Annotated in this window: 14 protein-coding genes and 1 pseudogene; 5 read left to right on the top strand and 10 right to left on the bottom strand. The window is 65.6% G+C overall.

Translation table 11 applies throughout. The features are described 5' to 3' along the window. The 5 genes from ACIRRA_RS33125 to ACIRRA_RS33105 all read right to left on the bottom strand — a co-directional run bounded on the left by ACIRRA_RS33125 (position 1) and on the right by ACIRRA_RS33105 (position 3,824). A complete protein-coding gene (locus ACIRRA_RS33125; protein ID WP_402776467.1) occupies positions 1 to 1,164 on the bottom strand; it encodes a glutathionylspermidine synthase family protein in 1,164 nt (387 codons plus the stop codon). Continuing rightward, positions 1,164 to 2,327: a hypothetical protein gene (locus tag ACIRRA_RS33120; RefSeq protein ID WP_402776465.1), complete on the bottom strand. Its 1,164-nt coding sequence runs from the start codon at positions 2,325 to 2,327 to the stop codon at positions 1,164 to 1,166. Before ACIRRA_RS33120 ends, ACIRRA_RS33125 begins: the two co-directional genes overlap by 1 nt. A gap of 27 nt (positions 2,328 to 2,354) precedes the next feature. Next, positions 2,355 to 2,636 carry an acylphosphatase gene (locus tag ACIRRA_RS33115; protein WP_379401089.1) on the bottom strand — a complete coding sequence of 94 codons (282 nt, stop codon included), beginning with the start codon at positions 2,634 to 2,636 and terminating at the stop codon, positions 2,355 to 2,357. Next, on the bottom strand, positions 2,633 to 3,097 hold the full coding sequence (locus ACIRRA_RS33110; RefSeq protein WP_402776463.1) for an OsmC family protein: 465 nt from the start codon (positions 3,095 to 3,097) through the stop codon (positions 2,633 to 2,635). The genes ACIRRA_RS33115 and ACIRRA_RS33110 overlap by 4 nt, the downstream gene beginning before the upstream one ends. Positions 3,098 to 3,167: 70 nt before the next feature. Further along, on the bottom strand, positions 3,168 to 3,824 hold the full coding sequence (locus ACIRRA_RS33105; protein WP_402776461.1) for an HAD family hydrolase: 657 nt from the start codon (positions 3,822 to 3,824) through the stop codon (positions 3,168 to 3,170). A gap of 161 nt (positions 3,825 to 3,985) precedes the next feature. Here ACIRRA_RS33105 and ACIRRA_RS33100 point away from each other — a divergent pair, with 161 nt between their 5' ends. After that, positions 3,986 to 5,179, top strand: a complete 1,194-nt coding sequence (locus ACIRRA_RS33100) for a cytochrome P450 (RefSeq protein ID WP_402776458.1) — start codon at positions 3,986 to 3,988, stop codon at positions 5,177 to 5,179. Between the two features lie 40 nt (positions 5,180 to 5,219). Here ACIRRA_RS33100 and ACIRRA_RS33095 read toward each other — a convergent pair whose 3' ends face one another. After that, positions 5,220 to 5,921: a response regulator gene (locus ACIRRA_RS33095; protein ID WP_402776456.1), complete on the bottom strand. Its 702-nt coding sequence runs from the start codon at positions 5,919 to 5,921 to the stop codon at positions 5,220 to 5,222. Continuing rightward, complete coding sequence (locus tag ACIRRA_RS33090; protein WP_402776455.1) at positions 5,918 to 8,434, bottom strand: ATP-binding protein; 2,517 nt, start codon at positions 8,432 to 8,434, stop codon at positions 5,918 to 5,920. The genes ACIRRA_RS33095 and ACIRRA_RS33090 overlap by 4 nt, the downstream gene beginning before the upstream one ends. A 16-nt stretch (positions 8,435 to 8,450) precedes the next feature. Between ACIRRA_RS33090 and ACIRRA_RS33085 the strand changes: the two genes are divergently transcribed. The 3 genes from ACIRRA_RS33085 to ACIRRA_RS33075 all read left to right on the top strand — a co-directional run bounded on the left by ACIRRA_RS33085 (position 8,451) and on the right by ACIRRA_RS33075 (position 11,266). Next, a complete protein-coding gene (locus ACIRRA_RS33085; protein ID WP_402776453.1) occupies positions 8,451 to 8,879 on the top strand; it encodes a recombinase family protein in 429 nt (142 codons plus the stop codon). Positions 8,880 to 9,802: 923 nt separating this feature from the next. Continuing rightward, on the top strand, positions 9,803 to 10,114 hold the full coding sequence (locus ACIRRA_RS33080) for a hypothetical protein (protein ID WP_402776452.1): 312 nt from the start codon (positions 9,803 to 9,805) through the stop codon (positions 10,112 to 10,114). 966 nt (positions 10,115 to 11,080) lie between these two features. Further along, positions 11,081 to 11,266: a hypothetical protein gene (locus tag ACIRRA_RS33075; RefSeq protein ID WP_402776451.1), complete on the top strand. Its 186-nt coding sequence runs from the start codon at positions 11,081 to 11,083 to the stop codon at positions 11,264 to 11,266. 526 nt (positions 11,267 to 11,792) lie between these two features. Here ACIRRA_RS33075 and ACIRRA_RS33070 read toward each other — a convergent pair. From ACIRRA_RS33070 to ACIRRA_RS33060, 3 genes and pseudogenes are all read right to left on the bottom strand, one after another. Beyond that, positions 11,793 to 12,542, bottom strand: coding sequence for a hypothetical protein (locus tag ACIRRA_RS33070; RefSeq protein ID WP_402776450.1), 750 nt, complete (start codon positions 12,540 to 12,542; stop codon positions 11,793 to 11,795). Between the two features lie 914 nt (positions 12,543 to 13,456). Next, positions 13,457 to 13,683 (bottom strand): annotated as a pseudogene (locus ACIRRA_RS33065) (transposase); the annotation flags it as partial. 111 nt (positions 13,684 to 13,794) lie between these two features. Then, on the bottom strand, positions 13,795 to 13,947 hold the full coding sequence (locus tag ACIRRA_RS33060; protein ID WP_402776449.1) for a hypothetical protein: 153 nt from the start codon (positions 13,945 to 13,947) through the stop codon (positions 13,795 to 13,797). Positions 13,948 to 14,390: 443 nt separating this feature from the next. Here ACIRRA_RS33060 and ACIRRA_RS33055 point away from each other — a divergent pair, with 443 nt between their 5' ends. Continuing rightward, positions 14,391 to 15,056, top strand: coding sequence for a hypothetical protein (locus tag ACIRRA_RS33055; RefSeq protein ID WP_402776448.1), 666 nt, complete (start codon positions 14,391 to 14,393; stop codon positions 15,054 to 15,056). The last annotated feature ends 50 nt before the right edge of the window (positions 15,057 to 15,106 follow it).

Raw genomic sequence — 15,106 nt, 5'->3', positions numbered from 1 at the left:
TTACTGCGGTATGCGGTGCGGGACGAAGGTGGAGCTGTCGTCGGTGATCAGGCCGACGGTCTCCCGGATACCCAGTCCCGCGGAGGTGTCGCCCACGATCCAAGCACCCAGCACCGGTCGCATGCCGTCGAATTCGGGGAGCGGGTCCAGCATCTGGTAGACGTACCCCTCGGCGCCGTAGACGCCGCCGGTGGCGGTTTCCATGCCCGCCCCGACGATGGTCATGTTCGCACCCTCGCGGCCCAGCTTCGGCTTGCGGATGTACTCGGTGAGTTCGTGCGGGTCGTCGATGTAGGCGGGCAGCAGGTTGGGGTGGCCGGGGTACATCTCCCACAGCACCGCCAGGATGGCCTTGTTGGACAGCAGGGACTTCCAAAGCGGTTCGATCCACATGGTTTCCGGCAGGGACTCCACCACGCGGCGGCCGAAATCGTCGTCGAGGGCCCATTCCCACGGGTAGAGCTTGAAGATGGCCTCGATGGGGGCTTCGGCCAGATCCACGAAACGGTGCAGCTCCGTGTCGAATCCGACGTCCTCGATGGGCAGGGCGACGGTGTCGAATCCGGCCTCGGCGGCGGTCTCCTGCATGTAGGCGGTGGTGACATTGTCCTCGCCGGAGGAGTCCGCGCCCGACCAGCTGAAGTGCAGCTGCGAGCCCGGCAGCGTCTCGCGCATCTCACCCCAGCGCTCGACCAGCTTCTCGTGCAGGGAATTCCACTGGTCGTCGTCCGGGTGGGTGTCGGTGAGCCAGTGCCACTGCACGATTGCCGCCTCCAGCAGGGAGGTGGGCGTATCGGCGTTGTACTCCAGCAGTTTCGCCGGGCCGCGGCCGTCGTAGCGCATGTCGAAGCGGCCGTAGATGTGCGGGTCGGAGCGGTGCCAGGACTTGGTGATGGGTTCCCAACTCCATTGCGGCAGACCGAAATCGGCGAACCGCTCGGTCAGCACCACCTGTTCGACGGCGTGCAGGCACATGGAGTGCAGCACCTCGACCTGGGCCTCCATGGCCAGGATCTCGTCCATGTCGAACTCGTAGTGCACCGACTCGTCCCAATAGGGACGGGGTTGCCCGTTCGGGTACTGGCCCGGAGAGCCGTAGACCAGACCCTGACTCTCGATGATCCGCTGCCAGCCCGGCCGCGGAGTGCTGCGTACCCGCCGCACTAGGAACCTCCACCGTGGATCTTCGCGCCGAGTCCGCCGCGTTGGATCGTGCTGCCGCTCTTGGTCTTCACCGTCGAACCCTTCGGGGCCGTCGTGCTGCCGCCCGACGGCGCGTGCCCGATGGTGCCGCTGCCGCCGTAGTAGTAGCGGTAGGAGTGCCCCGCCAGGAAGAAGAAGCCGGGGTGAATCCCGCCGTCCCCATGATCCTGGGCATCCGAACAGTAGTTGTCCGGAACGACGATCTCCTGATTGTCCTGTGTCGCAGTGACACTCTGCCCCTGTCCGGTGGGCACGGTCTCGCCCTTGTTGGCCACCACCGTGCAAGAGGCGGTCACCTCGGGTCCGTTCCACGCCTCCGCCACCAGGTACCCGCCGCCCACCAGCGCCGCGATCCCCACCACGGCGGCGCCGCCGACGAGTAGTCGCTTCTTCTTGCGCTGCTTGGCTTCCGCGGCCTCCGCCTCGGCCCGCTCCTGCGCCTCGGCTCGCTTCCTGGCCTTCTCCCGCGCCCGTGCCTCCGCCACGGTGGGCGGCCGCGGCTGGGTGACCCCCGCCTCCTGCGTGGTGATGCTGCCGCGCCGCGGCGGCGCCACCGGCTCGTCCATCGTCGCCGGCAAGGCCGGTTCCTCCGGCTCCAGCACCGGCCCGGGCAGGACGAACCCGGCATTGCCCAGCAGCGGCCCCGGCGCGGCGGTCGGGCCACCATCCCCCGGCCGCCCGAAAGCCCCGGGCCCACCATGGAATTCCCCCGCGAGATGATGCGGCCCGTGATGCTCGCCGCCGTGCTCCGCCCCGAAATCCGCCGGCATCGGCAGTGTTGGTTGATACCCGTCCGGTCGTTCGGTGCCCGGCTCGCCGAAACCGCCCGTGCCGCTCCGAGATTCACCGGATCCGGATCCGGATGCGGATTCGTTCGGCAGCGCGAGCGTCGGCTCATGGCCGCGGGGGGTCCGGCCGGGTGCCGTGGGCTCGGCCCTGAATCGGACGGTCGGATCGGTGTCGCCGGTGCCGGCGGTCTCGGCGTCCGGGTCGGCGGGTAGCGGATAGTGCTCGTGGCCCGGGTGGGCGGGATCGGCTGGGGCGGTATGGGATTCGGCGGGGTGTGCGGGGTCGGGGGTGGGGCGGTCCGGGGTTTCCGGACTACCGGGACGGTCTGTGGACATTGGTCGACTCCGTGGGCTCGCCGCTCGCTAGCGTTCTTCGAATCCTGTCATGTCGCCCGCGGCGGCACTCCAGTCTTCCACCACCAGGTTTACCCGACCCGGTGTAGTACCGGAACGTAGCAGGTCGAGCAGGGTTTCGCAGCGATCGCGGGGCCCTTCGGCCACGACGTGCACGCGGCCGTCGCGGTGATTGCGGGCATAGCCGGTCAGGCCCAGTTCCAGGGCGCGCGAGCGCGTCCACCAGCGGAAGCCGACTCCCTGGACCAGGCCGTGGACCCAGGCGCTGAGGCGGACCGGGTCACCGCTCATTCGTCGATGCGGAACGTCAGATTGACGGTTGCGCCCGCCTTGAGGGTGCGGCCGACCGTGCAGACCTTGTCGACGGCGCGCTGCGCGGCGACCAGCAGGCGCTCGCGGGTTTCGGCGTCGAGTTCGCTGAGGTCGAGCTCGAACTCCTCGTTGAGCTCGGGGTACACCTCGTTCTCGCGGTCGGCGTCGCCGGAGACGTGCACGGTGGCGTCGAACGCCTCGCCCAGCCGGCGCGCGAGGGTGAAGTCGGCGCTCAGGCCGGTGCAGCCCGCCAGCGCGATCTTCAGCAGCTCACCCGGGGTGAACGCGCCCGGCACGCCCGCGGACGCGATGAACACCTCGCCACCGCGGTTGTTGTGGCCGGTGTAGGCGCGGGTGCCGGTGCGTTCGGCCCACAGCTTGACCGGCTCGGCGGCCGGGTCGGTGGCGACGGTCTGCGGTGCGGCGGTCTGTTCGGACATAAGGAAGATCCTCCCATTGGGTCACCCAGGTCAACCATCTGGTTGCCGCTCGTTCGGAACGCCGAGGTGGTCAGCGGAATTCCTCCACCAGTTCCGGGGTGACCTCCTTCAGGCTGTCGGCGACGTACGCGGCCAGCGCGATGGCGTCGACGGCGGGCGGGTACTTGGGATGCGGGACGGCGATGACCGTCATGCCCGCGGCGTGGGCGGCGCGCAGGCCGTTGCTGGAATCCTCGACGGCCACGCACGCGTCGGGGTCGATACCCAGCCGCGCGGCGGCCTCGAGGTAGCCGTCGGGCGCGGGCTTGCCGCGCGCCACCTCCTCGGTCGATACGGTGGCGGCGAACAGGTCGGTGACGCCCATGTGGTCGAGCACCACGTCGATCAGCCGACGCGGGGACGAGCTCGCCAGCCCGAGGGTGTAGATCTCGGCCAGCCGGCGCACGGTGTCGACCGCGTCCGGCATGAGCGGCAGGTGGTCGGCGTAGCGGGCGGCCATGCGGGCGATGACGTCCTCGGCGACCTCGTCGGGCGTGCGGCGGCCGTCGAGCAGCTCCTCGCTCAGGTACCGCGACCATTCGGCCGTGCTCATTCCCATGAACCGGTCCTGGGTGTCGGGCAGCCAGCGCCCGCGCATCTCCTCGACGTACGCGCGCCGCACCTCTTCCCAGATGGGTTCGGTATCGATGAGCACACCGTCCATGTCGAACACGATCGCAACAGACATGGCTTCCATGGTGGTTCATCACCGTCCGGGTCCGGCATCGGGGGCGCATGCGGCGCGTCCACTGACCGGGATCGTGGTGCGGAAGCGCGCCGCCCGCTCGCGCGCGGCGTTAGCGTCCGAAGCGAAAGACGCATACCCGCAAGCGAATACCGAGGTGGGCCGTGGGCACGGTCATGGACATCTACGATCCGGAGCTCTATGTGTCCGGGCCGATCCACGAGATCTTCGCCGACCTGCGGCGCACAGACCCGGTGCACTGGCAGGAGATGCCGGGCGAACCCGGCTACTGGGCGATCCTCAAGCACGCGGATGTGGCGCACGTCGCCCGCAATCCGGAATTGTTCTCCGCCGAGCGGGAAGGCGTGATTCTGGAGAACCAGCCGCCCGAACGCCTCGAGCAGACCCGCAACATGCTGCTCATGATGGATCCGCCGCGGCACACCGACTACCGCAGGCCGCTGGCCGAGCACTTCAAGGCGCGGGTCATCGGCGAGCTGGAGGACCGGGTCCGGAAGCTGACCCGGAACCTGCTCGAAAGCGTCGACGGCGACGTCGAATTCGTGCACGACGTGGCGGGCGTGCTGCCCAGCCAGGTGGTGGGCGGTCTGTTCGGCATTCCGGTCGCGGACTGGCCGAGCATCCGGCGCTGGGCCGAACAGTCCACCAGCCAGCAGGATCCGGACCTGGTCGGCGATTTCGACGTGACGGCCGAGCTCACCAATATGGCCATCTACGCCATCCAGTTCTCCATGGCGCGGCGAGCCGAGCCGCCGCAGGCGGATCTGACCTCGCTCATCCTGGGCGGGTCCTACGGTGGAAAACCCATGTCGGACCTGGAGTTCGGCAGCTTCTTCACGCAGCTGGTGACCGCGGGCAACGACACCACCAAGACCATGCTGTCCTCGGGTCTGGAACTGCTGCTGCGGCATCCCGCTCAGCTCGCGGCGCTGCGCGCGGATCCGACGCTGATTCCCGGTGCGGTGGAGGAGATCCTGCGATACGCCAACCCGCTGCACTACTTCCGGCGCACCGCCACCGCCGACACCGAGATCCGCGGGGTTCCCATCAGGGCCGGGGACAAGGTCGCCATGTGGTACACCTCGGCGAATCGGGACGAGGACGTCTTCGACGACGCGCAGCGCTTCGATATCCGCCGAAATCCCAACCCGCACCTGTCCTTCGGGCTGGCCCAGCACTTCTGCCTGGGCGTGCACCTGGCCCGGCTGGAGGGGCGGGTGTTCTTCGAGGAGCTGCTGACCCGCTTCCCGGCAATGGAGCAGACCGGCGAATCCCGGCGGATCCGTTCGAACCTGAACAACGGCCTCAAGTCGCTGCCGCTCCGCCTGACGCGGTAAGTTCGCGCGTCCATCGCGGCGAGAGCTCGCTGATCGGGGATTACGACTGGAAGCGGTAGCCCATGCCCGCCTCGGTGAGGAGGTGTTTGGGCTCGGAGGGGTCGTCCTCGAGTTTGCGGCGCAGCTGGGCGAGATAGACACGCAGATAATGGGTTTCGGTCGCGTAGGACGGGCCCCAGACCTCGCGCAGGAGCTCGCGGCGGCCGACGAGCTTGCCGCGATTGCGGACCAGCATCTCCAGCACGCCCCACTCGGTGGGGGTCAGGTGCACGTCGTGGCCGTGGCGGGTCACCTTCTTGGCCGCGAGATCGACAGTGAAGGAGGCGGTTTCGATGACCGGCTCGGCGGTGTCGGCGATATTGGCGGAGCGGCGGACGGCGGCACGCAGGCGGGCCAGCAGTTCGTCCATGCCGAAGGGCTTGGTGACGTAGTCGTCGGCACCGGCGTCGAGGGCCTCCACCTTGTCGGAGGAGTCGGTGCGGGCGGAGAGCACGATGACCGGGGCGGTGGACCAGCCGCGCAGGCCGGCCAGCACCTCGATGCCGTCCATATCAGGCAGGCCGAGATCGAGGATTATGACGTCCGGGTGCTTCTCGGCGGCCGCGCGCAGGGCCGCGGCCCCATTGGATGCGGTGGTCACCTCGTAGCCGCGGACCGACAGATTGATGCGCAGCGCGCGCAGTATCTGTGGTTCGTCGTCGACCACGAGCACTTTGGTCGGCGCTGCCGCCGCGTTCGTCACCCGTTCTCCTCTTCGGTGTGCGCGGGGTCGTCCCCCGCGGGCAGATCGATCACCATGGTCAAACCGCCGCCAGGGGTGGGCTCCGCGTGCACGGTGCCGCCCATGGCGTCCACGAAACCGCGCACCACCGACAGGCCCAGGCCCACGCCGGTGGAGGTGTCGCGGTCGCCGAGCCGCTGGAAGGGCTCGAACAGCTGGTCCTCCAGGCCGGTCGGTACGCCCGGACCGGTATCGACCACGGTAACGGCCACCCGCTTCCCGACCTGCTCTGCCGCCACCCGCACCATCGAATCCCTGGGGGAGTAGCGGGCGGCATTGTCGATCAGATTGGCCAGGACCCGTTCCAGCAGACCGGGATCGGCGCGCACCGAGACGGTGTCGACATCCACCTTCACCCGGTCCATGGTGGTGCGGCGCATGCCGCGGGTGCCCATGCCCATGAGCGCGTGATGCACCACCTCGTCGAGGTAGACCTTGCGCACCTGCGGCTTGATCACGCCGACCGCCAGGCGCGAGGAGTCGAGCAGGTTGCCGACCAGCGCGGTCAGCTGATCCACGGATTCCTCGATGGCCTCCAGCAATTCGGCGGTGTCCTCGGGGGAGAACTCCACATCGTCGCTGCGCAGGCTGGACACCGCCGCCTTGGCCGCGGCCAGCGGAGTGCGCAGATCGTGACTGACCGCCGAGAGCAGGGCGCGGCGCAGCTTGTCGGCCTCCATGACCGCCTGCGCGGCGCTCGCCTCCTCCTGCAGCTGCTTCTGTTGCACCAGTCCCGCCGCCTGATTCGCGACCGCGCCCAGCACCAGGCGGTCCCCGGAGGTCACGGGACGTCCTCGCAACAGCAGCCAGTGCATGTCATCGCCTGCCTCCAAAGCGGTTTCGGCGTCGCTGACCTTCGTCGGCGGCTGCTCGCCCACCGACGCGATGACCTCGTCGTCGGTGACCAGGCTGACGGCGTCCTGGTTGTAGGTCTCGCGGGCGCGTTCGAGTAGATCCTGGAGATCGGCGCCGTGCAGCACAGAGCCCGCGAACAGCGTCAGCAGCTCGGCCTGGCGAGAGGCCTTGCGCGCCTCCAGGGTTCGCTTGGCAGCCACATCCACCAGTGCCGCGACCGCGACCGCCACGAACAGTAGCACCACGATGGTGAGGAAGTTGTCGAGCTGGTCGATGGTGAGGCTGTAGCGGGGTTCGGTGAAGAACCAGTTCAGCAGCATGCCCGACAGGAGCGCCGACAGCGCCGCGGGGGCCACGCCGCCGAGCAGCGCGACCGCGATGACGCCGATGAAGAACAGGGCGCTCTCACCGCTGAGGTCCAGCAGGCGATCGAGCCAGAAGTAGATGATCGCGCAGATCACCGACGGCACGATGAACGCGGCCGACCAGGAACCGACCTTGCGCTCGCGCCGGGTCAGTGAGGACCAGCGGAAGCCGCCCTTGTTGGATTCCTCGTGGGTCACCATGTGTACGTCGATCTTGCCCGACTCCTGCACCACGGTGGCGCCGATACCCTCGTCGAGCATGCGCGCCCAACGCGAGCGGCGGGAGGTCCCCAGCACCAGCTGGGTGGCGTTGACCTGGCGCGCGAAATCCAGCAGCGCCGTGGGCACGTCCTCGCCGGTGACGGTGTGCAGGCTGGCGTCGAGACTCGTGGCCAGGTCGCGCAGGCGCTCGAGCCGCTTCGTCGACACTCCGGCCAGCCCGTCACCGCGCACGATGTGGACCACGATCAGCTCGGCGCTGGACTTGGCGGCGATCCGGCTCGCGCGCCGCACGATGGTCTCCGACTCCGGGCCGCCGGTCACGGCCACCACGACCCGTTCGCGCGCCTCCCAGGTGGTGGTGATCTTGTGATCGGCACGGTATTTGGCGAGCGCGGCGTCGACCTGATCGGCCAGCCACAGCAGTGCCAGCTCGCGCAGTGCGGTCAGATTGCCCGGGCGGAAGTAGTTGCGCAGCGCCGCGTCGACCTTCTCGGCGGCGTAGACATTGCCGTGGGACATGCGGCGGCGCAGGGCTTCCGGCGTGATGTCCACCAGCTCCACCTGGTCGGCGGAGCGAACCACCCAGTCCGGCACGGTTTCCCGCTGCACCACGCCCGTGATCTGCTCGACCACATCGTTGAGGCTCTCCAGGTGTTGTACATTCACCGTCGACACCACGTCGATGCCCGCGTTCAGCAGGTCCTGTACGTCCTGCCAGCGCTTCTCGTGCTTGCTGCCCGGGACATTGGTGTGCGCCAGCTCGTCGACCAGCACCACCGCCGGATGGCGCCGCAGCACGGCGTCCACATCCAGCTCGGGCATGGTGGTGCCGCGGTACTCGATCATCTTCGGCGGGATGCGCTCGATTCCGGCGAGCAGCTCCGCCGTCTTGCTCCGGCCGTGGGTCTCCACCACCGCGGCCACCACATCGCGGCCACGCTCCAGCCGCCGATGCGCTTCGGAGAGCATCGAGAAGGTCTTGCCCACGCCGGGGGCCGCGCCGAGGTAGATGCGTAGTTGCCCGCGTTTCAACGTTAAATAACCTTTCGTGTCCCCCGTGACGGTCCGTGCAGTGATCTACCTCCGAGTCAGTTTGGACACGTCAGGCGAAGGGCTGGCGGTCGAACGCCAGCCCGAGGACTGTAAGCGAATCGCCGAGGCTCGGGATTGGTCCATATGTGAAATTTATACGGAGAAGCCGGTCTCCGCCTTCGCCGAAGCCAAGAAACGCCCAGCGTACGACCGCATGGTCGAGGAGTACCGTGCTGGCCGCTTTAACGCTCTCATTACGGGGGGACCTCGGCAGATCGACCCGCCGGCCACGTCGGCTCGAGGACTGGATCGACGCCGCCGAGGTCAACGGGCCGTACCTCGTGACGGCCAACGGCGAAGCCGACCCGCAGACAGCCGTCGGACGCATGTACGCGCTGATCAAGGCTGTGGTAGCCAATCGCCACGGCGACCGGCGCTGGTCTGAAACCGAAGCCGGTCCCCTACCCGGGACGGTTCGGTTGTCGAGCGTGGAGTTGTCGTTCGGGAGGCAGGCCAGGTAGCCGGCCCAGCTGGTTGTTCACGCAGTTGGCCCACTTATGTGCTGTGCCGGGGTGAATGCCGTAGAGGTCACTGACGACGCGGCGTCGAGGTCGGTGACATTGGCAATCATGGTGGTATTGCGTGCAATTGGGGCTGCTGAATGCCGTCGGATAGGCAGCGGTGTAGTTGTTGTTCGTGTTCGCCGCGATCTTGAAACCATTGTGGGAGACGATCTTTGCGATTCGGTAGTTCGAGTTCGCCGATGAGTGGACACTTTTCAATCATGTGATGAAACTCCGGGCGCCGATGTCTCGGCGGCGGCCGAGGACTGGCACCCACACGAATCCGTGCCGTGGGACCAAGGCAGCAACGTCACCATGATGGGTGGAATCGACTGGGACGCTGAGCAATCGAAGCTATCGGAGGTCACGAAGCGAGCAGTGATTACCAAACGTACTCACCGAAGAAACCTGCCCTCCTGCCATCGGGCGATCTCCCGCAACGAGACTGCTGCGCCAGCACTTTCCGAAAGGCGCCGACGTCGCCACCGCCGCGCGCATCCGGCCCGGGTCGAGTACGGGCTCAATCACCGCCCCGCGTTGTCCTCGACCGCACACCCGCCGAGATCTTCGACGCTCGGCTGGCCTCCGGACACCTCTCATCGTTGTAATGGCCGCTGGAAACCGCCTTTCTCGTTGGCATCTCGCCGACATGGATACGACCGGCCCGCGCGGCGTGCGTCCTTGCTTCATCGCTGTGAGTACGAGTTTTTAGGGGAAGATTCCGCAAAAATGAGATAGGTTCTAGAGCAATCGTTCACGCGAGACCTCGAGCTGACGTGCACTGGAAGGTGGGAGGAGTCAAACTGTGAAGGCTGTCCTGGGTGCTTCGGTTGAAGGTGGTGGGGATTTGATGGCAAAGGCCCTAGCGGCAGATCTGCCCGTTCGCAGAAGTGGCGGCAAAGGAAAAAGACCGTTCGGCACCCAATTACAGGGCTCGACGATCGTTCGTCTGGAATGGATCAAGAGCCGGGGGTTCATCATCTGGGCGACAGTCGACAATGCCGTCAACGCGTGGCTGGACACTGTTGGCGTTCCTCGGCCCGATGAGAGCGGCGAGATTCCGGATCTCACCGAGTGCTCAGGGGAGCCGATAACGGATGGCGACGTTGATGGTTAACCCAAGGCAGTTGCCCGGGGTGGATCCCTCTGCACGTTGCGCCTGGACCGAGGCATGCATATCGTCCTCACCGAACAGCTGATATGTGAGCATGTTCTGTGGAGCGGCAGTTGAAAGCGGTCCTGGCGATCGTGGTTGCCAGGACCGCCTTCGTGTGTGGCCGAGCGGGGTTCACCCGGGGTCGTGTCGTGGTTTGGCGACGGCGTGGTCAGACTGATATGCGCGGATTGGGAACCACGGGACGACTGTTCAATGGGGACGGTGCCGCTGGGCGGTGAACTGTTCCCACCGGTGGTGCAGGCGGTGGTTGCCGGCGACAATCCCCCGGAGCGAGCAGACGGCGGGCGTCTTGTTCATGGCGCTGTTTTTGCCGATCGGCGTTCACTACTGCCGGAAGGCGTTGTCCGCGTTGGCGAATAGGCGAAGTCTCCGGTAGCGGTTCAGTCACCGGAAATCCTGGCATAGCCACTTTCTGGCGAACATCATGGGGGAGCGGGGTTGGTGTCGATGAATCCTGAGTGTGGAGCGACTTGCAGATTTGCCGGAATCCCAAAGCCGCGACTGCCGGTTTTTGTCCGAATGGGGACAGTCCTCAATCAGGCAAACGGGAAACCTTTCCTCTTTATCCATCGAATATCCCCTCTGAGATGTATTCTGGCGAATGATTCGCTACCCCCCTTAGCGGATCCTGATGTTGTGGAATGAACGCCCTTCTAAGCTCCACAATGTCGCGGTGGTGTCGACTATCCCCGACACCACCGCTGGGAGGGCAAACACATTCATCGATCGGGAGGCGTTGGACTGTCGTGATGGGAACGTGGTGGCCGAAGCTCGAACCAGGAGTCGGCAACCGGATCATCTGAGCCGGTCTGAGTAGCCCGTTTACCGCTCATTGCGCCGATTCGACCACCACTCTAGGACAATTGTTCAGAAAAATCTTGGTACCGATTGCAGAGACGGAGCGCAGTGTACGCCGAGCATGTAACATTCAACGATTTTCAGGTCGTCTGGGTTACCGAAAGATCCACCTTCATTGCCTACTGTGAACGCTATCCGGGGCTGTTCGCCAAAGATCCCTGGTCAGCAGTGCGCGCCAGACGGTGTCTGGAGGACCTGGCGCGCAATGTGCTGGTGTGCAATGACCTTTCGTGAGTTGACCTTTCGTGAGTTCCATAGGTTGGTGCGTTTCGGCCTGTAGACCCACGATCGGAACAATCGCGGAGGTCGCCGAATTCGAACGGTCATTTGTGCTCGAACGCCTCGGTAGGGTGTTGCCGCAGCTGGAGTCCGCGGCGTCCGGGAACGGAACTCGCTGAGCACCGAGTGGTCGACTTGAAATCCTTGCGGGCCGCTGGCCGGGCGGAAAGTTGTACTGACCTGTGACAACTACTCCGTGCACAAGCGGCGCGAGATGCGCGAGTGGTGCGCCGCGCACGGCGTGGAACTGGTTTTCCCGCCGACGTAACAGTCATGGCTCAACCGCATCGGGTGCGAGTTCGCCGCGCTGCGGGTACTTGCCATTCAACGGCACCGACTTACCGCGGCCACGACGAACAAGGTGCCGCCATCGGCCACCACATCCGCTGGCGCAGCCGGCACACCGGACCGATCCGGGATGTCGGCGTCGGATCCAAGATCCGCCACCTCGACTACCTACCGAGCGTTGCCTGACACGGCTCTAGCCGCCGTCATCGGCCAAATAGCATGGCATGCAGCCCACGTCCAGTCGAGCCGGATAACGATCACCCAAACGTACGGGCAGAAGTCCGTGATCGAACGCGTCCTGGACTCGCTGGTTCCCCAGCGGTGCCGCGCCGACGGCGCTGAATTCCCACAGGTACCCGGTCCCGTCCGGTACCCAGCCCTCCGGATCGAGCTCGTAGACACGCTGGACAACACGATCGACGACGACGATGGCGTGGCGTGCACCTCGGCGCACAGCGGTCCCGATGTGCCACCACCGACGGTCCATTTCATAGGAGACCTGGCCACCCGATGTGTCGACCAGGGCCTCAACGTCCGGCCACGGGCGGGAGATCACCAGGGCTATCCGCGCACCGATCGACTCCAGATGGCCCCATCGGCGATGTACCGTCGCCCGCCCCAGATGGGTCACGGCCGCGATATCGCCGAGGTCTGCAATGTGGTCGAGAGCCGCGGCCGCCCCACCTGTCATCCACGGGTCGATCTCGCACTCGAGGACGCTGCATATGTGAAGAAAACCGAGCTGAAGCTCCCGGACCTCAACGGCATCCAGGGCTCCGTTCTCGTATCGCCGCCAGGCGTCCGGCCCGAGACCCGAGATGACGCCGGCCATGCGCGTCACGATCGCATAGATTTCCCGGGAGAGTTGAAGCCGTTCCGCCGGTCGCAGTTCACGAGCGAATCCAGCCGTATGACCACTGCCATCCATCGTCGGATGCTCCATATCCTTTGACTCTAGATGTGACTTATTGCCGATTGCATCGATTTTTCCGGATTGCAGTACACCTTGACAGTCATGCCTCTGCAGGTATCGCTCGGATTACCCTGGAACGTATGTTCAATTCTAATTCTCCTCGAGAAGTTTCTAATTCCCTTCAAGAAGTTTCTAATTCTCCTCGAGAAGCCCGGCGTGATCCGGTCGGTGCACTGCCGACCTCGGCGCCGGTCTCGATCACTGCTTTCAGCGAGGGTCTCTGCTGATCGTTCTCCGACGCATATGAGCGCTCACGCTATTCGGCCCGAGTTTCGCCGGTAGATTTTTCTTCTAGTGTTTGCTCGGTATGTGCCCATCGCCGCCAGCCGCGGTCATCGACGGAGTCGACCTCGGGTCCGTTTCCGGGCACAAACGCTGGGTTCATTCTCCTGTGCCTGAGTGGCGGAATGCCGCCCACTACCGTTCCGTTGCCTGGACGTATTTTGGACGTCGGCGTGATGTGAGTCGCTCGTCGATTGCTGCGGAAGAGGTAATGCCCGCGGACTCGGTGCTGGCATTACCGACACGCGGCGACTGTGTGGTGTCCCGGTGCGAGGACTCACCGCGTCGACCGGCTTGCCTTTGCTGGGCCGGCAAGCCACGACCTTAGGGTTCCGCCGGAAAACACGCAAACGTTCCGGCGAATCCTTCCTGATTGCCGTTTTGGGGACGGTCCTCAATCGGATAATTCAGTCGAACCGATTCGGCTGGGCAGGGTCTCGTCATGATCGCACCGCTGGCCGGCCCTCGGGTCCCGCCATAATTTTCTAGGATTTCATGCGACTTAATCCGGCAAATCCGTGACCAGCCACTACCGAAACGGCTAGAGTCATCCGCTATGACGCGCATGAGGAAGCGCCGGAGCTACTCGTCGCGGGTTCGACACGGCGACCTGCGGCGTTGACGTCGGTGCCGATCAGCGCGTGTGCACGTTCATGACACGTCCGTTCTCGCGGACTTCGAGTATCGGCGCGTCAGCGTCGGCGTATGTGTAGGAGCCTTGGTCGAGCGGACGGGTGCGGAACGTCTCGAACTGGGCGTCGAGATCTCGGGCCATCATCGGTCCCTGCGATTTGGAAAGTGTTGTGATGCCGAGGGATTCGACGAGCCTGTGCACATCTGTTGGTCAGAGTGTGTCCTCGGCAGGATTTGAACCTGCCGGACCTGAGTGTGAATGGATGCTCACCCAGGAGAGTGTTGCGGGTGCAGGTTGGCCCGCGTCTTACTCGTTCATCATCGCGCGCGGCGCGCGGAAGCCCTGCTGTGCCGTGCGGACGGATTCGCGGGTGCCTTCGGCGGCGGCCAGGACGCGCAGTACCAGTGCGCAACCGAGGAATCCGAAGATCACCATCAGGGTGACGGCGATGTGCGGCACGGCTTCTCCTTTACCTATCGGGGTGTGATCCGGGTGCGCGTGTGCGCGCACGGATTCCACTTCATACCTCCGATGCTGGTCAGGTCGCTGATCCTGACAGTTTCTTTACAGTCGTGTGCCGTGTTGTTGACAGGATCCGAGCGGGCTCGAGAAGACCAACCGGTAAGGCATCGATCTGGATGTCAGCGGCCGGGAGGCACCCGGCGAACCACTGCGCGGTAAGCAACAAGACAGCAAATGCGATAGCTGGCATTGAAACCAAAATCTCTCGGCCTAGTGCGCCAATCACCGCCGGCTCGATGCAACCCGTGCTCAAAAGATGTGGCGTAGGCCGCACTTCTTGCATGACGCAGTTACGATGTGGCTATCACCCTTGCCGCACGTGTCCGATAGGCAGTGGTCAGGGAGCTTTTCCAAGTCGAATCCAACGAGAGGGTGGTCGCATGACTCGTCGGTGTGGAGAATCCAAGACCAGCGCGCGACGCGCCCTGCTGCCGATCGCCGGCGCGATACCACTGGCCGTCGCGGTGGTGACCTGCTCCAGCGCCACGGGTGCCGCCGCGACGCAGCTCAGCGTCCCGGCGCCCGCGGTCTTCGAGCAGCTCTGGACGAGCCCGGTACCGCCCGGTGCGTTCGGCATCCCGGTGCCGAAGAGTGTCCCCGACGCCCTGCTCGATCAGGCGAAGAACGCCGCAGCCGCCACCAATGCCGTCATCGGCGGCGGGCTGCACTCGGTTGACAGCGACTACTCGGACAGGGTCACCAGGCTGAATGTGGGTAGCGGTGCAGCCGGTCTCATCATCGGCGCGGTCGTGGGGGCTATACCGGGCGCGGTGGTCGGGGCAGTGCCGGGAGCGATTATCGGGGCTGCGTTCGGTGGGGCTGCCGGTGGGGTCGCTGGCGGCCTCGCCATGGCCGTTCCGACCCTGGGGGTGGGTGCGCCCTGGGGAGCCGCGGGCGGCGCCCTCGCGGGGGCCGGCGCCGGTGCTGCGGTAGGCGCTCTGCTCGGCGGGGCAGTGGCCGCTGTTTCCGCTGGCATCGTGGGCGGAGCTGTCGGTTACGGGCTCGGCGCGGCCACCGGGACCGGCAATGGATTGCAGGGTACTTAGCCTGAATTCACCAGGTTGGAAAAGACTGATTGGTACCAGATCTCGCGTGT

This window comes from Nocardia sp. NPDC101769, assembly GCF_044766925.1.
Classification (GTDB): Bacteria; Actinomycetota; Actinomycetes; order Mycobacteriales; family Mycobacteriaceae; genus Nocardia.
This window is presented reverse-complemented; position numbering and strand designations above follow the sequence as displayed.